Here is a 26,951-nt window from a genome sequence, read left to right as displayed (position 1 = left end):
GCTGATGCTGGAGACGGGGTTATCAACATATCTGGCGTTGACTTTTGGCACGCTGTTGAGTTCTCAAGGAACGGACGCTTCCTTTGTACTCACCCGCAGAACATTGTCTGGGGCTTTCCTCCGGGCGCTTCCCTTCGGTGTTTCTTTTTGTTCTTCGTTCTTGCGTTCCCGACTCTATCAGACTCTTTCGTGTCCGACTTCCTCGGTGCCTTTCCGGTTCCCGCTCCGGCCTTTCGGCTTTCGCGTTTCCCTTTCCGGCGGTTCCGACTCTATCAGATCCTTTCGGGCCTGACCCCCGGTCAGCGGGGCTTGTCTTCGCGGCTGTTGGGCCGTTCCGACGTCTCAAACTCTAGCGGGTTTTCCCGGCGACTCATAATCGGGTCTCGGAATTGAATTCGGGCATGCCGAATGCGTTCCGTTGGGAGGTTGTGCAGAGTTTGATTTGCCGCTCGAGGCGGCGGGAGGTGCTACCGAAGAACCGTTACGGCTCCGTGGCAACCCGAAGAACTTTACGGCCCCCCCGGGCGACTGTCAACCTCCGCCGGGTACCCCGCGATCCGGCTCTCAGTCCAGGTCCGTGAGGCGGCCGCCGGCGTCCGGCTGGGCGTGCTCCACCCGGCGCAGGAGGCGGGTCAGCACCTCGCCCAGCGCGCCCCGCTCCTCCTGGGACAGGTCCTGGAGGAGGTCCTCCTCGAAGACCGTGGCCAGACGCATCGCCTCCAGCCACTTCTCGCGGCCCTCCGCGGTGAGCTCGACGATCACGCGGACCCGGTTCGACTCGTCGCGGTCGCGGGTGACCAGGCCCTCCGCCACCATGCGGTCGATCCGGTGGGTCATGGCGGCCGGGGTGAGGCCGAGGCGCTTGGCCAGCTCGCCGGGGCCCATTTGGTACGGGTCTCCGGAGAGGACGAGGGCCTTGAGGACCTCCCACTCGGCGTTGCTGATCCCGAGGGTCGCGGTCTGCCGCCCGTAGGCGACGTTCATACGGCGGTTCAGGCGGCCGAGAGCCGAGACGATCTCCTCGACCTGCGGGTCGAGGTCCTGGAACTCGCGCTGGTACGCGGCGATCTGTTCGTCAAGTGTCGGCTCGCTCGGGCCGGGGGTGTCACCCATGGCCGCAGTATGGCACGGGCCCACTTGGCATTGAAGTCCTTCAGTGTGTACAGTTTAGCCTCGAACTTTAGCTTCGAAGTCTTCACGTCTAACTACTCGATGACTCACTCAAGGCAGGTGAAAGTGACCAGGGCGATGGGCGCAGCGATGCGTCGTATTCAGGCAGGCAGCGCGCTGAGCGCGTTCGGCATCGGTTTCACGGTTCCGTTCCTCTACGTCTATGTGGCGCAGGTGCGGGATCTGGGAGCCAGTACGGCGGGCATCGTGCTGGCCGCCTTCGCCATGGCCGCTCTGATCGTCCTGCCCGTCACCGGCCGCGTCATCGACCGTCGCGGCCCGCTGCCGGTGCTCGTCGGTGCCGCGGTCGTGGCCTCCGTGGGCGCGCTCGCGTTCGGCGTCGCGGGCAGTGAGGCGACGGTGATCCTGGCCGCGGCGCTGCTCGGCGCGGGCACTGCCGTGATGCAGCCGGCGCTCGCGACGATGATCGTCTGGTCGTCGACGCCCGCCACCCGTACGCGGTCCTTCGCGATGCAGTTCTTCCTGCAGAACCTGGGGCTCGGCATCGGTGGCCTCATCGGCGGTCAGATCGTCGACGAGGACCGGCCGGGCAGCTTCACGCTGCTGTTCTCCATCGAGTCCGTGATGTTCCTGGTGCTCGCGGCCATCGCGCTGACCGTGCGGCTGCCGCACGCGCCGGCCATCCAGGACGCGATGCCCAAGGACGCGTCCGCTCCCCGGGGCGGCATGCGCGCGCTCCTTCGGCACAAGGCCATGGTGCAGCTGTGTGTGCTCGGCTTCGTGATCTTCTTCGCCTGCTACGGGCAGTTCGAGTCGGGGCTCTCCGCGTACGGCGTGGAGGCCGCGGGGATCTCGCCGTCGACGCTCGGCATCGCGCTGGCCGCCAACACGGCGATGATCGTGGTCGCGCAGTTCGCGGTCCTGAAGTTCGTCGAGCGGCGCAAGCGCTCCCGGGTGATCGCGTCCGTCGGTCTGATCTGGGCCTTCGCCTGGGTCCTCGCCGGGTACGCGGGGCTCGGGCACGGCAGCCAGGAGATGGCGACCGCCGCGTTCATCTCGACGTACGCGCTCTTCGGGCTCGGTGAGGCGATGCTGTCACCGACCGTGGCGCCGCTGGTCGCGGATCTGGCGCCGGGCGGCATGGTCGGTCAGTACAACTCGGCCTTCGCCCTGGTGAAGCAGCTGGCCCTCGCGGTCGGTCCGGCCGTGGGCGGTCCGATGGGTGCCGCGCTGCACGTCCCGTACATCGTGACGTTCGTTCTGTTCTCGCTGGGCATCACGGTGCTCGCGGTGCGGTTGGGGCGGCGGCTCACCCCGCTGCAGAACCAGCCGTCGCTCGCCAAGAGCCCGGTGGTGGCGCAGGGCGGCCCTACTACGGCCGCGCCGGCCACGGCCGACGCGTAACACCGCTGCTCATCACGCCTCCTACTTGGGGAGCGCGAACTCGCACCAGACGGCCTTGCCGCCGCCCGGTGTGCGGCGCGAGCCCCAGTTCGACGCGATCGTGGCGACGATGGCGATGCCGCGTCCCGCCTCGTCGGCCGGTTCTGCGCGGCGGCGGCGCGGCAGGTGGTCGTCGCCGTCGGTGACCTCGATGATCAGCCGGCGATCGGTGCGGCGCAGGCGCAGCCGCATCGGCGGGGTGCCGTGCTGGAGGGAGTTGGCGACCAGTTCGCTGGCGGCGAGTACGCCCAGGTCGTGCAGTTCCGGTGCGAAGCGCCAGCTGGCGAGGACGCCGGTGGCGAAGGCACGCGCGCGTGGCGCCGCTTCCACGCCGCCGAGCAGCTCCAGGGCCGCGTTCCTGAACAGTTCGGCGTCCGCCCCGGTGCGGGCGGGGTGCTGCAGGACCAGGACGGCGACGTCGTCGTCGTGGTCGGCGGTCACCCCCAGGGCGCGGATCAGGCGGTTGCACACCACCTGTGGGGTGCCGGTGGCGCCGGCCAGGGCGCGTTCCAGGGATGCCACTCCTTCGTCGATGTCCTCGCTGCGCCGCTCGACCAGGCCGTCCGTGTAGAGGACGGCGGTGGAGCCGGGGCCGAGCGGGACGGAGCCGGAGGTGTGCAGCCAGCCGCCGGTGCCGAGCGGGGGTCCTGTGGGCTCCTCCGCGCGGTGGATCGTGCCGTTCTCGTCGCGTACGAGGATGGGGAGGTGGCCGGCCGAGGCGTAGACCAGGCTTCCTTCGTTCGGGTCGTGCACCGCGTAGACACAGGTGGCGATCTGGCTGGCGTCGATCTCGGCGGCCAGGCCGTCCAGGAGCTGCAGGACCTCGTGCGGGGGCAGGTCGAGGCGGGCGTACGCGCGCACGGCCGTGCGGAGCTGGCCCATGACGGCGGCGGCGCGCACACCGCGGCCCATCACGTCGCCGATGACGAGGGCGGTGCGGCCGCCGCCGAGGGTGATCACGTCGTACCAGTCGCCGCCGACCGCGGCCTCGGTGCCGCCCGGCTGGTAGGTGGCGGCGATGCGCAGGTCGTCGGGCTGCTCCAGCTCCTGGGGCAGCAGGGACTTCTGGAGGGTGACGGCCGTCTCGCGCTGGGCGCGCTCGCTGGTGCGCAGGCGCTCGGCGGCCTCGGCGTGGTCGGTGACGTCGGCGGCGAACACCAGGACGCCACCGCCCTCTTCGGGCCCTGCCGCGGAGCCGCCGAGCGGCAGCGTCACGGGGGTGCACGTGAAGGTGTACGAGCGGCCGGAGGCGGCCTTGCGGGACTTGACGGTGCGCGGCTTGGCGGAGCGCAGGACCTGGTCGAGGAGGGGCAGCAGGCTCAGCTCCTCGAGTTCGGGCAGCGCCACGCGCGCGGGTTCGCCGATGGGCCGGGGGCCGAAGGCGGTGACGTACGCGTCGTTGACGTACGCGATGCGGTGGTCGGCGCCGTGCACCAGGGCGACGAGGGCGGGGATGCGGTCGAGCACCTCGCGGGCCGGCAGCTCGTCGAGGCCCGCGAGGGCCTTCGTGCCACCGGTGCCGTCGGTGTCGTCGGGGGGAGCGGGGTCCGCTCCGTCGGAGGGCCGCTCGGCGCGGGCCGCGGGGACGGAGCCGTCCCCGCGCGGTGCCGTGGACACCGCTTGTTCGGTCCGCGCTGCTGCGCGGCGCTGCGTTCCGGGGAGCCGGGCGCTCCAGCGCGTGAAGTTCACTGCGGTAGGCCTCGTGGTGTCGCTTCTGGATCGGGAACACAGCATGTCGAGAGCGGACGTCCCTGGTGTCGGCCTGGCGGCCTGCCCATGGTCACACGAACAGTCTGACCGACCGGACTGACATCCGTCAGACGCCGGTCCGGGGCGGGGAGTTCCTGGCGCGGGTCAGGGGGACTCCTTCGGGCGTTCGCCTCCGGCCGCGAGTTCGAACTCCGCGCGGGGATGTTCGAGCGAACCGAGGGAGACGACCTCGCGTTTGAACAGACCGGACAGGGTCCATTCGGCGAGTACGCGGGACTTGCGGTTGACGGTCGGCACTCTGCTCAGGTGGTAGACGCGGTGCATGAACCAGGCAGGGTAGCCCTTCAGCTTGCGTCCATAGACGTGCGCGACGCCTTTGTGCAGTCCCAGGGAGGCCACTGAGCCCACGTACTTGTGCGTGTACTCCTGGAGCGGCCGTTCGCGCAGGGAGGCGACGATGTTGTCGCCGAGCACCTTGGCCTGGCGTACCGCGTGCTGGGCGTTGGGCGCGCACTCCGTGCCGGGTTCGGCGGCGGTGACGTCGGGGACCGCGGCCGCGTCGCCCGCCGCCCACGCGTGCGTGGTGCCGTCGATGGTCAGCCGTGCGGTGCAGGTGAGGCGGCCGCGTTCGTTCAGCGGCAGGTCGGACGCGGCGAGGACGGGGTGGGGTTTGACGCCGGCCGTCCACACCACGGTGCGGGTGGGGAAGCGGGCGCCGTCGCTGAGGACGGCCACGCGGTCCTCGCAGGAGTCGAGGCGGGTCTCCAGGCGTACGTCGATGTTGCGCCTGCGCAGCTCGCGCACCGTGTACTTGCCCATCTCCTCGCCGACCTCGGGCAGGATCCGGTCCGCCGCCTCGACGAGGATCCACTTCATGTCCTGCGGCTTGACGTTGTGGTAGTAGCGGGTGGCGTGGCGCGCCATGTCCTCCAGCTCGCCGAGCGCCTCGACGCCCGCGTACCCGCCGCCGACGAAGACGAAGGTCAGGGCGGCGTCGCGGATCGCGGGGTCGCGGGTGGAGGAGGCGATGTCCATCTGTTCGATGACGTGGTTGCGCAGCCCGATGGCCTCTTCGACGGTCTTGAAGCCGATGGCGTGGTCGGCGAGGCCGGGGATGGGCAGGGTGCGCGCGATGGAGCCGGGGGCCAGGACGAGTTCGTCGTACGTGATCTGGACGGGCCCGGCGCCCTCTTCCTCGGTGGCGAGGGTGCTGAAGGTCGCGGTGCGCTTGGCGTGGTCGACGGACTCGACCTCGCCGATGACGATGCGGCACGCGGCGAGGACGCGTCGGAGCGGGACGACGACGTGGCGCGGCGAGATGGAGCCGGCCGCCGCTTCGGGCAGGAACGGCTGATACGTCATGTACGGGTCGGGCGTGATCACGACGATCTCGACCTCGCCCCGCCTGAGCTCGTGCTTCAGCTTCCGCTGGAGTCTCAGCGCGGTGTACATGCCGACGTAGCCGCCGCCGACGACGAGAATCCGTGCACAGTCCGGGGATGCGGGGGTGGTCCCCCGGGAGATCGCAGCCTTCACCATCCCATGACGCACCCGCCTCCGGAGTTTGTCCACAGGCCCGGCAATTTGTGTGACCGGGCGAAGTGTGTGCGAAGGGCCCGGACGCGGGTCGAGGGGCGGGAAAGGGGTGCAGGTCAGCAGGGGTGAGAGGGGTACGGGGGTGGGGTCGGGCGAGGCCGGAAAAGGCGGGTACTCCGATCGGGGGGCGCGCTGTGCGGAACCCACCTCTTCTGAATTGACCCCCGCTCAACTATGTTCGTGGGACGTCGGGGTGTCGGGGGATGCGCTCGTCGGGCCGAGATTCCGGTTCGCGGGAGGGCTCGTTCCTCACACGTCGGTAGCCAATGGCGGGGAGTGTCTCCGGGGGGAGACGTCATTACCGGGGGAACGTGTATGCACATTCAGGAGACTCACTGGACTTCCGCAGCGGTGTCGGCTTCAGCCGTCGGCCCTGCCGGAATCGGACGCGACATGGGGGAAGGAGCGCGCACGACACCGCTGCGTGTCGACGCACAGCGCAATCTCGAACATGTGCTCAGGGCGGCACGCGAGGTCTTCGGCGAGCTGGGATACGGCGCGCCCATGGAAGACGTGGCGCGCCGCGCGCGGGTCGGTGTCGGCACCGTCTACCGACGCTTCCCGAGCAAGGACGTGCTGGTCAGGCGGATAGCCGAGGAGGAGACCTCCCGGCTGACCGACCAGGCGCGTGCGGCGCTCGGGCAGGAGGACGAGCCGTGGTCCGCGCTCTCGCGCTTCCTGCGGACGTCCGTGGCATCGGGTGCGGGCCGGCTGCTGCCGCCGCAGGTGCTGCGGGTGAGCGTGGAGGACGGTCCCGCCGAGGACGCGGCGCGGGTGCCGCAGCAGCGGCAGTCGGCACCGGACTCTCCCGAGCTGCGGCTCGTCGAACAGCGCCAGGCGCCGGCCGAGGAGTCGGCCCCGCTGGACGACGACACGGGCGCGGCGACGCTCCTCGACGTGGTCGGCCGGCTCGTGGAGCGGGCCCGCGCGGCGGGTGAGCTGCGCCCGGACGTGACGGTGGCGGACGTCCTGCTGGTGATAGCGACGGCGGCGCCCTCGCTGCCGGACCCGGCGCAGCAGGCGGCGGCCTCTTCGCGGCTGCTCGACATCCTGCTCGAGGGGCTGCGGTCCCGGCCGGCGTGATGCGGTTCGGGGCGGCGTGATCGGCGGTTCCTCTGCGGCCTTCGGTGGCGCCTTCGCGGCTCTCATCGGTGGAGGGTTCAACACCGTGCGTGTGAACGGTCGTTGAGCCTTCCCCGAATGGGTGAACGGTAGTGCTCTTCTGCGGGAAGTCACCCCGGACGGGTGGTTGACCGTCGTGGCCATCGGCCCCGGCGCGACCGTGTGGCACGCTTTCCCGGTGGTCGGGTCTGAGGGTGCAACCGGGGGCGTTCCGCGATGAGTGTTGAGGGTCGGGACGAGGCGTCCGGCGGCCTGGGCGAGGAGGTCTCCTCGGGCAGCTCGGGCGCGGACACCGGTACGCCGCCCTCCCGACAGGTGCCGCCGCAGGGTGGGCCCGGTGACGCGGGGCCCGGCGGTGCGGCGCCCTTTGCCGAGTCCGAGTCTGAGGCCGAGCCCGAGGCCGAGGCCGAGCCGCCCAGTGTGCCTCCGCAGCGTGCGGGCGGGGCGGGTGCCACCGCGCCCACGGGTCTCGAAGGGCCCACGGATGTCACCCCGCCCGCCAGTGTTGAAGGGCCGGTGGTTGAAGGGCCGGTGTCCGACGCCGACTTGATCTCGGGGATGCGCGGGGGCGACGACTCCGCGTACGCCGAGCTCTACCGCCGCCACGCCGAGGCCGTACGGCGCTACGCGCGCACCTGTTGCCGCGACGCGCACACGGCCGACGACCTCACCGCCGAGGTGTTCGCCCGCATGCTGCAGGCGGTGCGCGGCGGCAGCGGGCCCGAGCACGCCGTGCGCGCGTATCTGCTGACCACCGTGCGCCGGGTCGCGGCGGGGTGGACGAAGTCGGCGCGGCGGGAGCAACTCGTCGACGACTTCGCGGTGTTCGCCGCGCAGGCCGCGCGTGGCACGGATCTCTCGGACGACACCGGGGCGGGCGGGTCGTTCGGGGCGGGGCTGGACCTGGGCGCGGACGTCCGCGCGATGCACGAGGCCGAGCAGTCCATGGCCATGCAGGCGTTTCGGAGTCTGCCGGAGCGCTGGCAGGCCGTGCTGTGGCACACGGAGGTGGAGGAGGAGTCACCGAGCGAGGTCGCGACGCTCTTCGGGCTCGACGCGAACGGCACGCGGGTACTGGCGAGCCGGGCCCGCGAGGGGTTGAAACAGGCCTATCTGCAGGCGCACGTGAGCGCGACCCTCACCGAGAGCGAGGAGTGCGCGCGCTACGCCGACCGGCTCGGCGCGTACGCGCGCGGCGGTCTGCGCACCCGCGCCGAGCGGGGGCTGCGCAAGCACTTGGAGGAGTGCGCCAAGTGCCGCCTTGCCGCCGGCCAGATCAAGGACGTGGCGAGCGGGATTCCGGCGGTCGTGCCGGTTGCGGTCATCGGCTGGTTCGGTGCCGCCGGGTATGCGAAGGCGGTCGCGCTCATCGGCGGGGGGACCGCGGGAGCGGGCGCGGCGGGGGCCGCGGGTGCGGCTGCCGCGGGCGGGTCGTCCGGTGGTTCGGGGGCGGGTGGTTCGGCCGCCGCGTCCGAGGGGCTCGGTGCGCCGGCGAAGGCCGGGATCGCGGCGAGCATCGTCGTGGCGGCCGGTGTCGCCGCGGCGATCGCGCTCACCGGAGGGGGCGGCAAGCCGAAGGCGGATCCGCCGCCGAAGGCCAAGGAGCCCGCGGTGTCCGAGTCGATCGTGCCGCAGAAGCCGCCGCCGAAGGAGAAGCCCGAGCCGGCGCCGCCGCCCGCGCCGAAACCGAAACCGAAGCCGAAGCCGTCACCCGCGCACGAGTCCACGCCCACCCCGGCGCCGAAGCCGCCCGCGAAGGAGAAGCCCAAGCCGAAGCCGCCGCCCCCGCCCGCCCCGAAGCCCACGCCCAAGCCGCCCCGGCCGACCCCGAAGCCGCCGCCCCCACCGCCGCCGGCTCCACGGGTCTACCAGTGGAACGAGTTGGACTACGGCCTCACGGGCGACGGCACCAAGCCCGAGATGCGGCTCGCCGAGAGCAGCTGGGTGTGGCAGCGGTGGGGACTGTCGGTCGGCGACAAGCGGTACGCCCACGGTGTGACCGTGCACGGCAGGTCCTCCGTCACCATCGACCTCAACCGCAGCTGTTCGACGTACGACGCGGTGGTCGGGGTCGACGACATGACGATGGGGCTCGGCAGGGTGCGGTTCTCCGTGTACGGGGACGGGGTGCGGTTGTGGCGGTCGGCGGTGGTCAGGGGCGGTGACGCGGCGGTGCCGGTGCATGTGAACCTGAGCGGCCGCAAGACGGTCCGGCTCGTCGTGGAACCGCACACGTCGTTCGACACGGTGGCGTTGGCGGACTGGGCGCAGTCGCGGATGACGTGTGGCTAACGGCTGAGTTCCTTGGGGGCTGGCGGGCGAGGTCTTACGGAGCGGTGACGTGCGCGGCGCGGCTCTGTGCCGGGCGGGGTGGCGCGCCTAGCGTGCGACGTATGCGTGTATTGGTCACCGGCGGTGCCGGGTTCATCGGGTCCCATGTGGTCGAGGCGCTCGCCGCGGGCGGGCACGATCCGGTCGTGTTCGACGTGCGTGAGGACGCGGCCATGGATGTCCGGGACCGTGCGGCGGTCTCCCGTGCGCTGGCCGGCGTCGACGCGGTGTGCCATCAGGCGGCGATGGTGGGTCTGGGCTCGGGTTTCACGGATGCGGCCGGGTACGTCTCCCACAACGACCTCGGTACGGCCGTGCTGCTGGAGGCGATGGCCGAGGCGGGGGTGCGGCGGTTGGTCCTCGCCGGGTCGATGGTCGTGTACGGGGAGGGGCGGTACGTGTGCGCGCGGCACGGGGTGGTGCGGCCGGGGCCGCGCGCCGTCGAGGACCTCGCCGGCGGGCGCTTCGAGCCGCGCTGCCCGGAGTGCGGGGCCGCGTTGACGCCGGGTCTCGTCGGTGAGGACGCGCCGCTGGATCCCCGGAACGTGTACGCGACGACCAAGCTCGCGCAGGAACACCTGGCCGCCGCGTGGGCCCGGGTGACGGGGGGTTCGGCGGTGTCGCTGCGCTACCACAACGTGTACGGGCCTCGGATGCCCCGCGACACCCCGTACGCGGGGGTCGCCTCCTTCTTCCGCTCTTCCCTCGCGCGCGGCGAGGCCCCGCGGGTCTTCGAGGACGGCGGGCAGCGGCGGGACTTCGTCCACGTAAGGGATGTCGCGGCGGCGAACGTGGCGGCGCTGGAGGCGAGTTCGGGGGAGCAAGGGTGGGGGCGGGGTGCGCTCAGGGTCTACAACTGTGGCAGCGGGGAGCCGCACACGGTGGGTGAGATGGCGCGGGCGCTGGCGGCGGCGTACGGGGGCCCGGCGCCTGTCGTCACCGGCGAGTACCGCCTCGGCGACGTACGCCACATCACGGCTGACTCCTCCCGCCTCCACACCGAACTGGGCTGCAAGGTCGAAGTCGCCTTCGAGGAAGGGATGGTGGAGTTCGCGGGGGCGGGGCTTCGGGGGGAGTAGGGGGGTGCCCCCCCCGGGGGGGGAGCGTGGCGGTTAGGCCCCGGCGGGAAACGTGACGGCCCGGCCCCGGCGGGGAACGTGACCGTCCGGCCCCGGCGGGGAGCGTAACGGTCACGCCTCTGCTGTGGGGAGGGTCAGTTCGAAGCGGCAGCCGCCGGGGATGTTGCGTACGGCGGCGCGGCCCTGGTGGGCCTCCACGATGCCGCGCACGATCGCCAGGCCGAGGCCCGCCCCCGCGGGCGGCGTGCGCGCGTGCGTGCCGCGCCAGCCCGTGTCGAAGACGCGCGGCAGATCCTCCTCGGGGATGCCACCGCAGCCGTCGGTGACGGACAGCACCACGCCGTCGGGCGAGCGTTCGGCCGCCACCGCGACCGTGCCGTCGGCCGGTGTCCGGCGGATCGCGTTGACCAGGAGGTTGCCCAGGACCCGGCTCATCTCCTTGCCGTCCACCTCCACCGGCACCGGCTCCACTCCGTCGCCCACCAGCCGTACGCCGTGTTCGCGGGCCAGCGGGTCCGCGCCGGCGAGCGCGTCGCCGACCAGGTCGTACAGCGACATCCGGGACGGCGAGAGGATAAGGGCGCCGACGTGGATGCGGGAGAGTTCGAAGAGGTCGCCCACCATGGCGTTGAGGCGCTCGACCTCCGTACGGATCTGGCGCAGATAGCGGTCGGGGTCCGCGGCGACGCCGTCCTCCAGCGCCTCGGACATGGCGCGCAGGCCCGCGAGGGGTGTGCGCAGGTCGTGCGAGATCCAGGCGACGAGCTCACGGCGCGAGGTCTCCAGGGCGCGCTCGCGGTCCCTGGACTCGGCGAGCCGCGCACTGGTCGCCGCCAGTTCGCGGCTCAGCGCCTCCAGTTCCGCGGTGGCGGGCGCGGCCGGGGCCGCGAAGTCGCCTCCGTCGCCGAAGGAGCGGGCCGCGACGGCCAGTTCGCGGCTGCGGGCCACGACCCAGCGGCCGAGCAGCAGCGCGGTGGCGAGGGAGACGACCGCCGCCATCGCGACGACGGTGGTGACGACGCTCAGGTCGTGCGGGGACAGGAACATCGCCCAGGCCACGGCCAGCGTTCCCGCGAGCATCGCGCCCACGGCCACGGAGGCGACGACGGCCAGCGACGCGATGAGCGAACGGCGCCGGAGCAGCCGCAGCGCCACCGCGCCGAGCAGCCCGGCCCCTATGGCGCCGAGGAAGGCGAAGAGGGCTATGAGGAGGGTGTCGCGCACGTCAGCTCCGGCGGGTGGGGGCGGGAGTGGGGGTGGGGGTGGGTGGTGCCGGTGGGTCTGCTGGTGCTGGTGGGTCCGCAGGTGCCGGTGGGGCCGCGGGTACGGGTGGGCCCGTCGGTGCGGGTGGGCTCGTCGGTGCGGGTTGCGTGGGGGAACCCGTGGGGTCGAAGCGGTAGCCGACGCCCCAGACCGTCTGGATGAGTCGCGGGCGCGCCGGGTCGTCCTCGATCTTGCCCCGCAGCCGGCGCACGTGGACCGTGACGGTCGACAGGTCACCGAAGTCCCAGCCCCAGACCTCGCGCATCAGGTCCTCGCGGCTGTACGCGTGGCCGGGCCGGGCGAGGAAGAACGCGAGGAGGTCGAACTCGCGCAGGGTCAGGGCGAGTTCGGTGCCGTCCTTGGTGGCGCGGCGGGCCGCGGGGTCGGCGGTCAGACCGGCCGCGCTCAGCCGCCGCGTACCCGTGCCGGGGCGGGCGCGGCGCAGTACCGATTCCACGCGGAGCACCAGTTCCCGTGGGCTGAACGGCTTCGTGACGTAGTCGTCCGCGCCCACCTCCAGGCCCAGGATCCGGTCGTCCTCGTCCCCACGGGCGGTGAGCATGATGACCGGTACGGGGCCCTTCTCGCGCAGCCTCCGGCAGACCTCCAGGCCGTCCATGCCGGGCAGCATCAGGTCGAGGACCACGAGGTCGGGCCGGTGCGCGGCGGCGCCTGCGAGGGCGGCGGGACCGTCTCCGGCACGGTCCACGACGTACCCGGCGCGGTCGAGGTACCCGGAGACGACCTCGGCGACGGTCGGGTCATCGTCCACGACGAGAACGCGTTCTGTTCCGGCGGCGGTTTGGCGGGGTGCGTCGGCCCTGGCGGGCGTGGGCCGGGGTGCGTCGACCCCACCCGTACGGGATGCGCCGGACCCGACCCCACCGGCACGGGATGCGCCGGACCCGGCACCCGTGCCCCAGGGTGCGTTCGCCCCGGCACCCGTACCCCGGGGCGCACCCGCCCCCGCGCCCCCGCCCACACCCGATCCGCCCCCGGGTCGATCCTGCGGTCGTCGTTCCATGGCGTCAGCCTCGCACCGTCGTCCCGGCCGCGCCGCACCACGGCAGTCCGTCGCCGTCGACGTCCCCGTTTCGTAAGGATCCTCCGTCCGAAATGCACCTTTCGCGCTCGTAGGGTGAAACCGTGACGCCGACCCCTCCCCCGGATCCAGCCCCTCCTCCCGCCCCGCCACCCGTCGACGTGGTCCTCCCCTGCCTCGACGAGGCCGGCGCCCTGCCCTGGGTGCTCGCCCGCATCCCGGCGGGGTGGCGCGCCCTCGTCGTGGACAACGGTTCGACGGACGGTTCCGCCGAGATCGCCCGCGGCCTCGGCGCGACCGTCGTCCACGAGGCACGCCGCGGCTTCGGGGCCGCCTGCCACGCCGGGCTGACCGCCGCCACCGCCGACATCGTCTGCTTCTGCGACTGCGACGCCTCGCTCGACCCGTCCGGGCTCATCCCCTTCGTACGGGAAGTACGCGACGGAGAGGCCGACCTCGTCCTCGGCCGGCGGCGCCCGCAGGGCCGCGGCGCCTGGCCCCCGCACGCCCGCGCGGGCAACCTCGCGCTGGCCCGGATGCTGCGCCGCCGCACCGGCCTCCGCCTGCACGACCTCGGCCCCCTGCGCGCCGCGCGCCGGGACGCGTTGCTCGGACTCGGCCTCACCGACCGCCGCAGCGGCTACCCCCTGCAGATGGTGGTCCGCGCGGCCGACGCCGGGTGGCGCGTCGCCGAGCACGACGTTCCGTATCTGCCGCGCTCCGGCGCCTCGAAGGTGACCGGCACGTGGCGCGGAACGTGGCAGGCCGTACGCGACATGAGACGCGTCCTGGCCGAACCGCCGCTCCCCGACCTCCCCGGCCTCGTGGACCCCGCCGACCTCACCGACCTCGGCCCACGCCCCAGTACCACTCCGTCCTCCCCGCCCTCACCGTCCTCTCCGCCAGGAGGCACCAGCCAGTGACCACGCTCCTCGTCATCGCCAAGGAACCGTTGCCGGGGCGGGTGAAGACGCGGCTCAGTCCGCCCTTCACGGCCCGTGAGGCCGCCCGTCTCGCCGAGGCGGCCCTCGCGGACACCCTGCACGCGGTGGCGGCCGCACCCGCCCGGCGCCGGGTCCTGGCCCTGGACGGCACGCCCGGACCCTGGCTGCCGGCCGGCTTCGACGTCGTACCGCAGTGCGCGGGCGGCCTGGACGAACGCCTCGCCGCCGCCTTCGCCGCCTGCACCGGGCCCACCCTGCTCATCGGCATGGACACCCCGCAGGTCACACCGGAGCTGCTCACCGCGGACTTCGGCGACGCCGACGCGCTCTTCGGCCCGGCGGAGGACGGCGGTTTCTGGGCGCTCGGACTCGCGGAGCCCGACCCCCGGCTGCTGCGGGGCGTACCGATGTCGACGCCCACGACGGGCGCCGCGCAGCGGGCCCGGCTGACGGCCGCGGGCCTGCGCGTACGCGATCTGCCGCGGCTGCGGGACGTGGACACGGCGGCGGACGCGGTCGCGGTCGCCGCGGCGGCACCGCACGGCCGATTCGCCGCGGAACTAAGGCGGTTGGGGGCCACCGAGGACGGGACAGCCGAGAGTGAGGCAGGACGATACGGCGCCGGGCAGCGAGGAACCGTGGCCGAGCGCCGGCGAGGAACCGTGGCCGAGCCCGGGGCGGTCACCCCCCGATGAGTACCGCACACGACATCGCACCCGCGCAGACCACCCACGAACCGGAACCGAGGCCGAGGCCGAACGAGGGCCCGCCGGTCTCCTGGGGAGCGGGCCCGCACTCGGGCGTGCCGTCCGCCGACCCGTACGCCGACGCCCTCCGCACCGGCCGCGGCCCCCTCTTCCTGCGCCGCGCCGACGGCTGGCTGCTTCCGTTGGAGGTGGAGCGCTGGTGCGCGCAGGCCGACGAGGCGGACCTGGGCGTGGTCGGACGGTGCGAGGGAGCCGTGCTCGACATCGGGTGCGGGCCCGGCCGGCTGGTCGCGGCGCTCGCCGCCGGAGGCCGCCGTGCGCTCGGCATCGACGTCAGCGAGGCCGCCGTCGCGCACACCGTGGGGCTCGGCGGGCAGGCCCTGCACCGGTCCGTCTTCGCACCGCTGCCCGGCGAGGGCCGCTGGGGCACCGCGCTACTCATGGACGGCAACCTCGGCATCGGCGGCGACCCGTCCGCACTCCTCGAACGCGTCGCCCAACTCCTCGCCCCCGACGGCCTGTTGCTGGCCGAAACGGCGCCGGTGGACATCGACGAGCGGGTCGACGTCCACCTCGTACCCGCCGACGGCGGCACCCACGGCGGCACCCACGGCGACCAAGGGGGCCACACCCTCCGCGGCGCCACCGCCACGCCGGGCAGTACGTTCCCGTGGGCCCGTCTCGGCACCCCCGCCCTGCTCCGGCTCGCGCGCCGGGCGGGCTGGCGGGTCGACGATCAGTGGTCCTCGGGCGGCCGCCCCTTCGTCGCCCTGCGCCGCCCCGACCACGACAACCGCACCACCAGCCGCACCACCAGCAGCAGCGCCGAGCCGCCGAACAGCGCGGCCGTGATCAGCAGCCAGCGCGCCGCGAACCCGTCCCCCGAAAGCCCGGTGGCGGACGCGTAACGCCCGGACACTTGCCCGCTGATCAGCGGAAACCATACGAGCAGGAGCAGCCCGGAGAGCGCGGCCGGTACGCGGACGTAGCCGGCCCGCTCCCTCCGCCGCGCCGCCACCGTGCGGACGAGGAGGCGGTCGAGCCCCGTGTACACGGGCAGCAGCACCAGATCGTGCACGAGCGCCGCCCCCACGAACCACCCGGCCACCCCGAGCCAGTCGCCCGCGAGCAACCGCACCCCCGCGTACCCGGCGAGCGCGAACGAGCAAGCCAGCAGCAGGAGTTGGAACGGGCTCCCCAACGGGAAGCGCCGCAACGGAAAGCCCCGCAGCCGAGAGCCCCGGGGCGGAAAGCCCCCCAGCGGACGACTCCTCGACGTAAGACCCCTCGGCCGCTTCTCCCGCCCCATCACAGCTCCCCGAACGTCATACGAGCCACCCACTTGGTGTTGAGCACGCCGGGCGCGGCCGGCACGATGATCCGCGCCGGATAGCCGTGATCCGGGGTCAGGTCCGCGCCATTGACCCGCAGGGCCAGCAACGAACGTGCGTCGGCTACCTGGTTGGCGCGCAGGGCCGCACGGCGGAACGCGCCGCGCCGCTGGAGGGACTCCACCAGCACGTCCGGCGGCTCGTCGTACCCGACCAGCGCCGCGAGGTCCCGCAGCCGTACGCCCCGCCACCGCTGGTCGGACGTCGACCAGCCCTCCACGCAGGCGATGGGCAACGCCGAGTCGTGCAGCGGGAGTTCGAGGAGCTCGGCGCGGCTCAGCCGGACCGTGCCGCGGCGTCCGACGACCACGAGCCGCCACGCGTCCTCGCCTGTCTCGCGCTCATGGATCCCCGCGTACGAGGCCGTCTTGTTGATCTGGAAGGCGCCGGGGCCCGTGCCCGGCTCGGGGCCGCCGTGCGGGGCGAGCAGCGCCGTCGCGCGCAGCGGGCCGTCGAAACTGTGTCCGGCCGTCGTCCCGAACAGCAGCAACGAGCCCCCGCCCACCAGGCCGAGCGCCCCACGCCGGGACACGGTCGGCTCGGCCGGCCGCGGCGACACCAGCGCTTCGGCGGCCGCCGACGCCTCCGCGGGCGCCGGCTCGTCGGCGGACGCCGGCCTCTCCCGCGCCCTCAGCACGTGCAGGTTGCGCAGAGCGACGGGCACCCGCAGCACCGCGTGCGTGATGAACGCGGCGATGAACACCCACGCGCCGTAGAAGTGCAGCGAGTAGAAGGAGCCGGGGAAGAGGTAGTCGAGCTGGACGTTCAGGACGCCGGTCACGAACTCGAAGAGCGCGCCGCCCACCAGGAGGAGCAGCGAGAGCCGTTCCAGCGCGTGCGCGAAGGAACGAGCGGCCGGGAGCGCGAACAGCTTCGGCACCACCGACCACAACTTCGCGAGCAGTACGGGGATCAGGGCGATGCCGAGCGTGACGTGCACGCCCTGGGTGAGCCGGTAGAGCCAGGGCGGGTCGGTGGGCCAGGCGAAGAGGTAGAAGCCGAGCAGCCCCTTGTCCGGGGTCTTGTCGTTCACCGGTGCCAGGTCCGGGTTGTACGCGGCGTACGAGAGCAGCCCCGTCACGAACAGCAGGGTGATCCCGACGAGCAGGACGACGCCGAGCACGGAGGTGAACCAGGGGCCGCGCACGGGGCTGCGCCAGAAGCCGGGCGAGGTGGGGAGCCGTGTATCGCGGCGTGGGTCGCGCATGCTCCGACGTTAGGCCGGGACCGGGCCGCGAAGGGGTGCGCGACTCATGACGAAACGCTGACGTCCGCCCCGCGCTCGGCCCCGTACGGGCCGCGCCGCCCTAGCGTTCCTGACGTGAACCGTGATCTCCACCGCGACCGCTGTGACCGCTGTGACCACCATGACCTCTGCGGCCGCCACGACCGCCGTGACCTGGGCATCGCTCTGGTCGCCGCCCTCCTCGTCGGGACGGCCGTCCTGGTCGGTGCCGCCATCGAGCGCGCGGACGGCACCCTGCACGTCCGATGGCCACCGCTGTACGCGCACTGGGACCCGCACGTCGGCCCCGGCACCCCGGCCGCCTGCGCCGTCGCGGTCGCCGTGGTGGCGTACGGGCCCTCGCTGGCCGGCCGGCTGCCGTGGCGCGCGCTGCTCGGGGCGGTGTGGGGGACGGCGACCGCGTGGACGTTCGCGCTCGCGCTGATCGACGGATGGCGGCGCGGAGTCGCGGGACGGCTCACCACCAAGTACGAGTATCTGCAGGTCATCGACCGCTTCGACGACATCCACGGCACCCTGCGGGACTTCACCCGGCACATCCTGATCGACTCCCCCGACCACTGGCCCGCGCATGTCGCCGGGCATCCGCCGGGCGCGACCCTCACGTTCGTGCTGCTCGACCGGGTGGGGCTGGGCGGCGGGGCCTGGGCCGGGGTCTGGTGCGTCGTCGTCGGCGCCACGGCGGGCGTCGCCGTGCTGGTGGCGGTGCGGGCGCTCGCCGGTGAGGCCCTCGCGCGGCGGGCGGCGCCGTTCCTGGTCCTCGCGCCCGCCGCGGTGTGGATGGGCACGTCGGCGGACGGCTACTTCGCGGCCGTCGCCGCCTGGTCCCTCGCGCTCTTCGCGCTGGCGGTGACGGGGTGCAGGACCCGGCTCTCGGCGCCGGCCGCGGGGCTGCTGTTCGGCCTGGCCTGCTACCTCTCGTACGGGCTCACGCTGTTCGCGCTCATCGGGGCGGGCGTGCTGGTCCTGGGCCGTACCCCGGTCAGGGAGCGGCTCGCGGTGCTGCCCCTGGTGCTCGCCGGGTTCGTCGTCGTGCCGCTCCTGTTCACGCTCGCGGGGTTCGACTGGTGGGAGGCGTACCGGCTGCTCGTCGAGCGCTACTACCAGGGCGCGGGCGGTATTCGGCCCTACGGCTACTGGGTGTGGGCGAACCTCGCGTGCACGGTCCTCGTGGTGGGCCTCGCGACGGTGGCGGGCCTGCGCCGGGCGACGGTCACGCTCGTCGGACGGCGCCGCGAAGTCTTTGCGCGGGGAGTCCGTACGCGGGAAGCCCGTATGCGGGGAGCCCGTATGCGGGAAGTCCATACCCGGGAAGCCCGTACCCGGGAAGTCCTTGCCCGGCCGGGCGGGTCGGACCCCGCCGCCGCGCCCCGGCTCGCCCTGCTCGTCCTCACCGCGCTGCTCGCCCTGCTCGTCGCCGACCTGTCCGGCATGAGCAAGGCGGAGACGGAACGCATCTGGCTCCCGTTCGCCCTGTGGCTCCTCCCGGCAGGAGCCTTCCTCCCCCGGTCCCGGGCCTGGCTCATCGCCCAGGCCACCGTCGCACTCCTGATCAACCACTTGCTGGCGACGGGATGGTGAGGCAGAGGTGGTGAGGCAGAGGCGACCACCGGCCTCGGTACCGGCCCCCGGACCCGGCCCCAGCCCCAGCCCCAGCCCGTGACGGTCGACCTCATCTGCTCAGGACCCCGTCCCGGACCCCGCCTCCGCCCCTGCGGTCATCTCCCCGAGCACCTCGTCCGGCGTCAGCAGCGCGCCCGCGGCCCGCTCCCGTTCGTACCCGTCCCGGCCCAGCGCCGCCACGGCCGTCCGCTCCACCCGCTCCGCCGCGGCGGCCTCCGGCATGGGGCGGGCGTTGCCGCCGCGCAGGACCGTGCCGGCGGCGAGTACGCGGACCGCGCGCGGGTGGTCGCCCAGGTCGCTCAAGAACGCGGCGCCGGTGTCCACCAGGGCCGCCTGGATCACCTCCGAGCACGCGGTCGCCTGCGCGCGGCTCAGCCCGTCGACAACCAGGGGCAGCCCCGCGGCCGAGCCCGACTCGAGCGCGACGACGCGGGCCTCCACCCCGACGAGCGCCACCTCGAACTGCGGGGGCGGCGAGCCGTCCGCCGTCTCCCGACGGGACGCGTCGCAGAGCCTGCGGGCCCCGACGGCGTCCCCCTCTTCGAGGAGCAGCAGCGCCCGCAGCAGCCGTACGAAGGCACGCGAGTCCGTCACCCCGGAACGGTCGGCCTCCCGGGTCGCCTCGTCGAGCACCTTGGCCGCCACGGCACGATCGCCCTCGCGGTAGGAGATCTCGGCGAGCCGGGCGAGCAGGAACGGCGCCTCGGCATAGGCCCCCACCTCGTACGCGAGGCGCAGCGCCTCCTCGTACTCGGCGCGGGCCTCCTCGTGGTGGCTGCGGGCCATGGCCGCCTCGCCCGCCGCACTGCACACCTGGGCGCGCATCCAGCGGTCGCCCACGCGCCGGCTCAGCGCCCGCAGCTCCCTCAAGTCCTCGTCCACGCCCGAGAGATGACCCGGCATGTCGACGGCCATGTGGGTGCGGAACATGAGGATGACGCCGAGGTCCCAGTCGCTCCCGTACCTTCGGCAGTTCTCGACCGAACTGTTCAGCGGCGCCAAAGCGTCCACGTGCGTGCCGCCGGTGAAGAAGACGGTGAACGGCCAGATCAGCCCGGGGAAGCGGGCGGCCTCGGGCCCCGACCGCATGAACGCCGTACGCAGCGTCCCCACGTACTCCGGGTCGAACCAGCCGCCGTCACCGCCCCCACCAGGCCCACCACCCCGGCCCCCCTCATTGCTCCCGTCGTCCCCGAGGTCACCGCCGTGGCCCATGGTCTCGGCCATCAGGAACAGGTGCAGCAGCCGGAGGTTCATCCACGGCCAGTAGAGCGGGTCGCCCTCGGCGGGCAGGCCGTCCGGGGCGAGCGCCACGACGCGCCGCATCCAGTCGGTGCCCTCCCTGCGGTAGTTCCGCAGCCACCAGAACCAGCCCGTGTTCAGCACCATCGCGATCGCGGCCGCCGCGTCACCGGAGGCGATGGTGCGCTGCAGGGCCGCCCGGATGTTGTCGAGCTCGGTCTCAAGGCGGGTGACCCACGGGAGTTGTTCCGCGGAGCGCAGCAGCGGCTCGGCCCGCGCGACGAGCTCCGCGAAGTACGCCGCATGCCGCGCCTCGGCGGCGGCGAGCAACTCCGGGGTCTCGGCGGCGCGCTCCGTCGCGTACTCGTGGATGGTCTCCAGGAGCCGGTAGCGCATGCCGGTGTCGTCGGGGCCTGCCGCCGGGACGGTCACGACGAGGGACTTGTCGACCAGCGCGCCGATCAGGTCCGTGGCGTGGGCGGTGCAGACGGCGTCCGCCGCGGGGAGGTCCCAGCTGCCGGCGAAGACCGACACCTCCCGGAGCACGGTCCGCTCGGCGTCGTCGAGCAGCTCCCAGGACCAGTCGACGACGGCACGCAGGGTCTGCTGGCGGGGCAGAACCGTACGACTCCCGCTGGTCAGGAGGCGGAAGCGGTCGTCGAGGCGGTCGGCGATCTGACGCGGGGTGAGCAACCGGAGGCGGGCCGCGGCCAGTTCGATGGCGAGCGGCAGGCCGTCGAGACGGCGGCAGATCTCGGCGACGGCCGCCGCGTCCTCCCCGGGGTCGAACCCTGGCCGCACCGCCACGGCCCGCTCGGTGAAGAGGCGGTGTGCCGGGTCGGGCGGGAGCGGCTCCACGGGGCGCACCGACTCGCCCGGCACGCCCAGGGGTTCGCGGCTGGTGGCGAGGATGGTGAGACCCGGGCAGCGGGTGAGGAGGGTCTCGGCGAGCTCGGCGGCCGCCCCGATCACGTGTTCGCAGTTGTCAAGGAGCAGGAGCAGGCTGCGCTGGGCGCAGTGCTCTACGAGCAGGGTGACCGGGTCGTCCTGCGGCGCGGTCAGCTCGCTGGTCATCAGGACGGTCTCGCGCAGGCCGAGAGCGCTGACGACGGCACCGGGCACCGCCTTCGGATGGTCGAGCGGGGCGAGCTCGGCCAGCCATGCCTGCGGATGCCCGGCGGCGGCTTCCTCGGCGAGGCGGGTCTTGCCGGAGCCGCCCGGTCCGGTGAGGGTGACGAGGCGGGCCCTGTGCAAGTCCGAACGGATGGCGGCAAGTTCTGGTTCCCGCCCCACGAAAGACGTCAAACGACCCCGGATGTTCCCGTTCCGCTCGGCGGGGGCGGGGCGGGGGGACGGTGGGGATGCCGGTGATGGTGGGGGGTGGGGGGTGTGGTCGGTGGGGGTGGGGGGAGCGGTGGGGCCGACGTGCGTGGTGTGGCTGGCGTGGTCGACGTGACCAGCGTGGCCCGCGTGGTCGACGTAACTGGTCTGACCGGCGTAACCGGCGTGATCGGCCCGACGGTTGGCACCGGAGTGCCCCGTCCACACGGCGCCGTTCCGCTCCCCCGAGGCCCCGGGCCTCTCGCCCCGCGAGCCCTCACCCGAGCCCCCACCCGCACCCCCACCCGAAGCCCCGCCCGGCCCCGCGCCGGACACCGCACCCGCCACACCACCCGGCCCCACATTCGGCACCACACCCGACCCCACACCCGACCCCACGCCAGACCCAACCCCCGGCCCCCCGAGCAACTGCGCATGCAGAGCCCGCAGTTCCGGTCCCGGATCCGCGCCGAGCCCGTCGGCGAGGGCGCGGCGCGCCTCCTCGTACGCGGCGAGGGCGTCGGCCCCGCGCCCGGCGTCGCGCAGGGCGCGGATCAGCAGGGCGCGCAGCGTCTCGTCGTACGGCTGGGTGGCGGTGAGCGCCCGCAGTTCCGGTACGACATCGGGGGCGCGGCCCAGGAGCAGGTCCGCCTCGATCCGCGCGCGGACGGCCTCGGCGCGCAGGGCGTCGGGGCGCGCCGCGGCGCCGCCGTCGGGCAGGTCGGCGAGGGCGGGACCGCGCCACAGGGCGAGCGCGTCACGCAGGGTGCGGGCGGCGGCGCCCGGGTCGCCGCGGTCCAGGGAGGCCCGGCCCTCGCGCACGAGCCGGTCGAAGCGGTGCAGGTCGACGTCGTCCGGGGCGACGGCCAGGCAGTAGCCGCCGGGGGCCGAGACGACTGCGTCCTTGCCCAGGACGCGGCGCAGGCGGCCGACGAGGGCCTGGAGGGCGGCGGTGGCGTCGGCCGGCGGATCGTCCGTCCAGACCTCGTCGATGAGGGTGGTGACGGTGACCGTGCGGTTCGCGTGCAGCGCGAGGGCCGCGAGCAGGGCCCGCAGCCGCTGGCCGCCTACGGGCAGGGGGACGCCGTGGTCGTCGTACGCCTCGGTGGCGCCCAGGATTCTGTACCGCACCACGTCATTCTCCTCGGTGGAACGCGCCGTGGCGCCTGCTTTGTCTTCCGGAGCGTGGCGCGATCTTCCGGAGCGTGGCGCGCGGAACGGCGGCTCCACCCGTACGTCCCCCCTCACCCCGCCGACACCCCGACGGGCCCGCCCCGCTAAACCGCCGGCGCCCCACTGGACGGCCGACGCCCCGCCCCTAGGGCGCCCCGTTGCGGAACCACGCTCCCCGTAGGGACCGCTCGTTGGCGTGCCGGAGTTCCCGTCCAGCACGTTCCCCTTCGCGACAGCAGTCGCCGCAGCCACAGTTCGGTGGAGACCAGGTCGGCGAGGCCGTCCAGCGGGAGCGGCTCGCCCTCCGCGGCCGAGCGCAGCGCCTTGCGGACGACGCGGGCCTCGACCAGGCCCGCCTGGGCCAGCAGCGGCGTGTCGAAGAGGGCGATCAGGTCGTCGACGGCCACGCGGATGCCGGTACGGGCGACGGCCGTGTGCGACGCGTGGGAGGGCGCGCCCCACCCGGACGGCAGGTCGGTGACCCCGGCGCCCTCCAGGACCGTCCGCAGGATCGCGGCCCGCGCCCCGGGCTGGACCCGCAGCGCCTCGGGCAGCGCGCGGCAGGCGCGGACGACCTGGTTGTCCAGGAACGGCGCGTGCAGCCGCTGGAAGCGCACCTCGGCCGCCTGCTCCAGGACGCGCAGGTCCGCCGCGTGCCGGGCGAGGGCCGCCCGCGCGCGGAACTCCCCGGGGCGCTGGCCCGGGCCACCGGGGCGCATCGTCCTGTCCTGGAGGCGAACCGATACTTCAGCCAGGGCCTCACCGGTCAGCCAGCGCGCGGCCGGGCCCGGCCTGGCCCAGGTGAGGGCGGCGAGCGACGCGCCCAGCGCTCCGCCGGGCTCGTCGAAGGTGCGGTGCAGCAGCCGGTCGGCGAGTGAATCGACGCCCGCGCGGTGCGGCATACGGGCCAGCTTGCGCGCGGCGCCGTACACGCGCGCGGGGACAAGGACCGAACCGTCGGCCTTCGCCAGCGCCGCGACGGGGCGCACCAGGTGGCGGCGCTTGCGGTCCATCAGGAGGTCGGCGAGGCGGGCCGGGTGGGCGTCGAGGACCTGCCGGGCGCCGTAGCCGGTGAAGTGGTCGGCGCTGCCCGAGGAGAGCCGGGCGCGGTGGCGCTGGGCGGAGACCAGGACGGCGCTGGGCTCGTCCGTCAGGGGCCCGTCCAGGTCGGCGTAGGGCAGGGCGTCCTCGCCCGCGGCGACGACGACGTGGTGCAGGCGGGGGTTGGCGGCGATGGCGCCGGCCCGTTCCAGTTCGGCCTCGCGGCCGTCGACGGCCAGGTCGTTGAAGGTGACGGCGAGGAGGCGCTCGCCCGCGCCCGTGCCGTGGCCGAGGACGGTGCCGGGCATGCCGGGCAGTCCGGCCGCGAGGAGGGCGAGGGTGCCCGACGCGGGCCCTCCGGAGAGGTCGGCCCCGATGCCGGGGACGGGCATGCCGCGGGCCGCGCGCCGTTCGGCGGGGCCCATGCCGGGCACCGGGCCGGGGTCGACGTCCGTGCCGGGGACGTGGCGTGGGGCGGTGAGGCGGGCGCGTACCGCCTCGACGAGCGCGTCCCGCACGCCGTCCACGGCGCTGTCGGCGTCGCCCGGGGGCGCCGCGACGGCGAGCGAGGCCACCGGTTCGTACCCGGCGATCTCCCGTGCGCCCGCGCGCAGGATCAGCGCGTGCCCCGGTGGCACGCGTCGTACGCCCTGGTAGGGGGTCGAGTCGTGCAGCGCCTCGGGGACGTCGGGGGCGGCGAGCAGGGCCGCGAGGTGGCCGATGTCCAGGTGGGCCTCGATGAGGTCGGCGAGCGGCAGGGCGGCGGTCGCGTAGGCCGTGCCGCCGGCCCAGGCGGTGTGGAAGACGGGCCGGGCGCCCGCGAGGTCGCCGGCGATCATGACGCGGCGGCCGACCTGGACGACCGCGGTGTAACTCCCGGACCAGGCGGTGAGATGGCGCAGGGCGCCGCCGCGGGCGGCGACGAGGCCGACGCGGAGTTCCTCGTCGGAGGCGCCGCAGGTGCCGAGCACCGCGATGCGGGTCTGCTCGTCGGCCGTCACTGTCCGTACTTCGTCGGCGCGCCAGTCGCCCACCGCCCAGAGCGGATCCGGGTCGCCCCACAGGAGTTGTGAGCCCACCGGGTGCACGGTCTCGCCGTCGTCACCGGTGGCTCCGGCCGCGCCGAGGGCCGAGGATCTCGCGGTGGTACTGCTCCACCCCACCAACCACCGCATCGCCGCCTCCACAGGCTGTGGACGGCCCGCGGGCGAAGCGCCGCAGGACCGGCCGACCGGCGCACCGAAGAACCGGTGCGCCGAAGAACTGGGGTCCCATGCTGCCACGAAGGAGGCGCGCGGGAAGCTCTGCGGAGTCGCTTGCGCCCCGGCGAACGCGCCTGAGGAGAGCGGTGGTTGAAGGGCACAATGAAGGTCCCGCGCGGGAAGGCGCCGTGCGGAGGCCCCACGTCCACGGCGCACGCGGCACGCGCGCCCCGGCGCACACACCGGGGTGACGAGCGAATTGTTCCCTTCTGTACGTGGGTGCTTTTCGGCCAAATCGGCCTGGGATGCGCCCAGGCCGGAACCGTTCGACGGCAACCCACAGCCCGGGAGGCGGTGTTCGCCTCCCGGACCGGTCCGCCGCCCGCGGGGATGGAGGCGGCGGTGTCCCCCAGCCCACTGACTCCAGCGCAGCGGGCCGACCCACGCATCGTCCATGGAAGCGCTCCCGTCATGGCCGGAGAAGAGCGCACGGACGGGCGCACGGCCACACGGCGGGAGCACGCCGAGGCATCGAAGCGCTCGGGCACGGGCAACAATCCCGCCATCCGGAACTGCGCCTCTTAACGCTTGGGATGCGGCGAACTACGCTGTGTGTGCTGATGTTTTCGCGGAGGCATATACCTGGAGGATCGGCCAAACGCTCTTGCGGCCGCTATTCCGGCCACTGCGCGCGGGGCCCGGGCAGCAACGCCCGGACCGCGGTGCGCGGAGGTGCGGCCGAGGTGCCGTGGCACACGCCACGGGTCCCGGCCGAGGGTGCCACTGCCCCCGGGGGAACGCAGCACGAATGCCGCGCGGTCCAGCCACTGCCCGGCAGCCGTCTGTGTCGAGGGGTGGCGCATGTCCAGGGAGCAACGCGGGCCGAACGAAAAACTCGGCACCGTTCTCGCCCTCGCGGGAATCAGCAATGCGGGACTCGCCCGCCGGGTCAACGACCTCGGCGCACAACGCGGGTTGACGCTCCGTTACGACAAGACATCGGTGGCCCGCTGGGTCTCCAAGGGCATGGTGCCCCAGGGCGCCGCGCCCCACCTGATCGCGGCGGCCATCGGACAGAAGCTCGGCCGCCCGGTCCCGCTGCACGAGATCGGCCTCGCCGACGCCGACCCCGCGCCCGAGGTGGGCCTCGCCTTCCCGCGCGACGTGGGGGCCGCGGTGAAGTCCGCGACCGAGCTGTACCGCCTCGACCTGGCGGGCCGCCGCGCGGGCACCGGCGGCATCTGGCAGTCGCTGGCCGGCTCCTTCGCCGTGAGCGCCTACGCCACGCCCGCCTCGCGCTGGCTGATAACCCCGGCCGACAGCTCCGTGGCCCGCGACGTCTCCCGGGAGGCGGCGCGCGAGCTCGCGCACGCCGAGGACGGCGCGCCCATGAAGGTCGGCCACAGCGACGTCCTGAAGCTGCGCGAGGCCGCGGAGGACGCCCGCCGCTGGGACTCCAAGTACGGCGGCGGCGACTGGCGTTCCTCGATGGTCCCGGAGTGCCTGCGCGTCGAGGCGGCGCCCCTGCTGCTCGGTTCGTACTCCGACGAGGTCGGCCGCGCCCTCTTCGGCGCGTCCGCCGAGCTGACCCGCCTCGCCGGATGGATGGCCTTCGACACGGGCCAGCAGGAGGCCGCCCAGCGCTACTACATCCAGGCGCTGCGCCTCGCGCGCGCGGCGGCCGACGTCCCCCTCGGGGGGTACGTACTGGCGTCCATGTCCCTCCAGGCGACGTACCGCGGCTTCGGGGACGAGGGGGTCGACCTCGCACAGGCCGCCCTGGAGCGGAACAGGGGCCTGGCGACGGCCCGCACCATGAGCTTCTTCCGGCTCGTCGAGGCGCGCGCCCACGCGCGGGCGAGCGACGCGCCGGCGGCGGGCGCGGCGCTGCGGGCCGCCGAGGGGTGGCTGGAGCGCGCCAGGGACGGCGACAACGACCCGTCCTGGCTCGGCTTCTACGGATACGACCGCTTCGCCGCCGACGCGGCCGAGTGCTACCGCGACCTGAAGGCGCCCCGCCAGGTGCGCCGCTTCACCGAGCAGGCGCTGTCCCGCCCCACCGAGGAGTTCGTGCGCTCGCACGGCCTGCGCCTGGTGGTGTCGGCCGTCGCCGAGCTGGAGTCCGGGAACCTCGACGCGGCGTGCGAGCAGGGCACGCGGGCCCTGGAGGTCGCCGGGCGCATCTCGTCCGCGCGGACCACGGAGTACGTGAAGGACCTGCTGCACCGCCTGGAGCCGTACGGGGACGAGCCGCGGGTGGTGGAGCTCCGCGAGCGGGCCAGGCCGCTGCTGGTCGCCCCGGCGTAGGACCGCGGCCCGTGACCTTCACCACCACCGCCCCGCCC

At 73.8% G+C, this 26,951-nt stretch carries 17 protein-coding genes; 9 read left to right on the top strand and 8 right to left on the bottom strand.

Translation table 11 applies throughout. The annotated features are described in order from the left end of the window. Positions 1–564: 564 nt before the first annotated feature. The gene (locus ACFYO9_RS25850) at positions 565–1,113 is read right to left on the bottom strand and encodes a MarR family transcriptional regulator (RefSeq protein WP_355814780.1); all 549 of its coding nucleotides are present in this window, start codon (positions 1,111–1,113) and stop codon (positions 565–567) included. Positions 1,114–1,248: 135 nt separating this feature from the next. Between ACFYO9_RS25850 and ACFYO9_RS25845 the strand changes: the two genes are divergently transcribed. Next, positions 1,249–2,535: an MFS transporter gene (locus ACFYO9_RS25845; protein WP_358778841.1), complete on the top strand. Its 1,287-nt coding sequence runs from the start codon at positions 1,249–1,251 to the stop codon at positions 2,533–2,535. Between the two features lie 21 nt (positions 2,536–2,556). On the opposite strand, the gene ACFYO9_RS25840 is transcribed toward ACFYO9_RS25845, so the two are convergent. Together ACFYO9_RS25840 and ACFYO9_RS25835 are read right to left on the bottom strand one after the other, a co-directional pair. Continuing rightward, positions 2,557–4,263 (bottom strand): ATP-binding SpoIIE family protein phosphatase, encoded by a 1,707-nt coding sequence (locus ACFYO9_RS25840; protein WP_355814777.1) that lies wholly within the window; start codon positions 4,261–4,263, stop codon positions 2,557–2,559. A 165-nt stretch (positions 4,264–4,428) separates the two neighbouring features. Next, positions 4,429–5,823, bottom strand: a complete 1,395-nt coding sequence (locus tag ACFYO9_RS25835) for an NAD(P)/FAD-dependent oxidoreductase (RefSeq protein WP_358778842.1) — start codon at positions 5,821–5,823, stop codon at positions 4,429–4,431. Positions 5,824–6,195: 372 nt separating this feature from the next. Here ACFYO9_RS25835 and ACFYO9_RS25830 point away from each other — a divergent pair, with 372 nt between their 5' ends. The 3 genes from ACFYO9_RS25830 to ACFYO9_RS25820 all read left to right on the top strand — a co-directional run bounded on the left by ACFYO9_RS25830 (position 6,196) and on the right by ACFYO9_RS25820 (position 10,412). Further along, positions 6,196–6,963, top strand: coding sequence for a helix-turn-helix domain-containing protein (locus tag ACFYO9_RS25830; protein WP_355814771.1), 768 nt, complete (start codon positions 6,196–6,198; stop codon positions 6,961–6,963). 255 nt (positions 6,964–7,218) lie between these two features. Beyond that, on the top strand, positions 7,219–9,294 hold the full coding sequence (locus ACFYO9_RS25825; RefSeq protein WP_358778843.1) for a sigma-70 family RNA polymerase sigma factor: 2,076 nt from the start codon (positions 7,219–7,221) through the stop codon (positions 9,292–9,294). A gap of 101 nt (positions 9,295–9,395) precedes the next feature. Beyond that, a complete protein-coding gene (locus ACFYO9_RS25820) occupies positions 9,396–10,412 on the top strand; it encodes an NAD-dependent epimerase/dehydratase family protein (RefSeq protein WP_358778844.1) in 1,017 nt (338 codons plus the stop codon). Between the two features lie 111 nt (positions 10,413–10,523). Here the strand turns inward: ACFYO9_RS25820 and ACFYO9_RS25815 are convergent, their stop codons facing one another. Together ACFYO9_RS25815 and ACFYO9_RS25810 are read right to left on the bottom strand one after the other, a co-directional pair. Then, positions 10,524–11,636, bottom strand: coding sequence for a HAMP domain-containing sensor histidine kinase (locus ACFYO9_RS25815; RefSeq protein ID WP_358778845.1), 1,113 nt, complete (start codon positions 11,634–11,636; stop codon positions 10,524–10,526). A 1-nt stretch (position 11,637) separates the two neighbouring features. Further along, complete coding sequence (locus ACFYO9_RS25810; protein WP_358778846.1) at positions 11,638–12,447, bottom strand: response regulator transcription factor; 810 nt, start codon at positions 12,445–12,447, stop codon at positions 11,638–11,640. A 374-nt stretch (positions 12,448–12,821) separates the two neighbouring features. Between ACFYO9_RS25810 and ACFYO9_RS25805 the strand changes: the two genes are divergently transcribed. From ACFYO9_RS25805 to ACFYO9_RS25795, 3 genes are read left to right on the top strand one after another with little or no spacing between them, the layout of a single operon-like run. Next, positions 12,822–13,640, top strand: a complete 819-nt coding sequence (locus ACFYO9_RS25805; protein ID WP_355814757.1) for a glycosyltransferase family 2 protein — start codon at positions 12,822–12,824, stop codon at positions 13,638–13,640. Further along, positions 13,637–14,356: a DUF2064 domain-containing protein gene (locus ACFYO9_RS25800; RefSeq protein ID WP_358778847.1), complete on the top strand. Its 720-nt coding sequence runs from the start codon at positions 13,637–13,639 to the stop codon at positions 14,354–14,356. The genes ACFYO9_RS25805 and ACFYO9_RS25800 overlap by 4 nt, the downstream gene beginning before the upstream one ends. Then, the gene (locus tag ACFYO9_RS25795) at positions 14,353–15,276 is read left to right on the top strand and encodes a methyltransferase domain-containing protein (protein ID WP_358778848.1); all 924 of its coding nucleotides are present in this window, start codon (positions 14,353–14,355) and stop codon (positions 15,274–15,276) included. Before ACFYO9_RS25800 ends, ACFYO9_RS25795 begins: the two co-directional genes overlap by 4 nt. 400 nt (positions 15,277–15,676) lie before the next feature. On the opposite strand, the gene ACFYO9_RS25790 is transcribed toward ACFYO9_RS25795, so the two are convergent. Continuing rightward, entirely contained in the window at positions 15,677–16,966 is a 1,290-nt protein-coding gene (locus ACFYO9_RS25790; protein WP_358778849.1) for a molybdopterin-dependent oxidoreductase, read from the bottom strand. Positions 16,967–17,080: 114 nt separating this feature from the next. Between ACFYO9_RS25790 and ACFYO9_RS25785 the strand changes: the two genes are divergently transcribed. Continuing rightward, a complete protein-coding gene (locus tag ACFYO9_RS25785; protein WP_388666589.1) occupies positions 17,081–18,586 on the top strand; it encodes a hypothetical protein in 1,506 nt (501 codons plus the stop codon). 99 nt (positions 18,587–18,685) lie between these two features. Here ACFYO9_RS25785 and ACFYO9_RS25780 read toward each other — a convergent pair whose 3' ends face one another. Both ACFYO9_RS25780 and ACFYO9_RS25775 read right to left on the bottom strand, forming a co-directional pair. Further along, entirely contained in the window at positions 18,686–22,321 is a 3,636-nt protein-coding gene (locus tag ACFYO9_RS25780; protein ID WP_358778859.1) for a BTAD domain-containing putative transcriptional regulator, read from the bottom strand. A 146-nt stretch (positions 22,322–22,467) separates the two neighbouring features. Continuing rightward, positions 22,468–24,579 carry an asparagine synthase-related protein gene (locus tag ACFYO9_RS25775; RefSeq protein WP_355814746.1) on the bottom strand — a complete coding sequence of 704 codons (2,112 nt, stop codon included), beginning with the start codon at positions 24,577–24,579 and terminating at the stop codon, positions 22,468–22,470. Positions 24,580–25,467: 888 nt separating this feature from the next. On the opposite strand from ACFYO9_RS25775, the gene ACFYO9_RS25770 reads away from it, so the two are divergent. Then, positions 25,468–26,913 carry an MFS transporter gene (locus tag ACFYO9_RS25770; RefSeq protein WP_358710144.1) on the top strand — a complete coding sequence of 482 codons (1,446 nt, stop codon included), beginning with the start codon at positions 25,468–25,470 and terminating at the stop codon, positions 26,911–26,913. The last annotated feature ends 38 nt before the right edge of the window (positions 26,914–26,951 follow it).

This window comes from Streptomyces sp. NPDC005863, from assembly GCF_042871345.1.
GTDB lineage: Bacteria > Actinomycetota > Actinomycetes > Streptomycetales > Streptomycetaceae > Streptomyces.
This window is presented reverse-complemented; position numbering and strand designations above follow the sequence as displayed.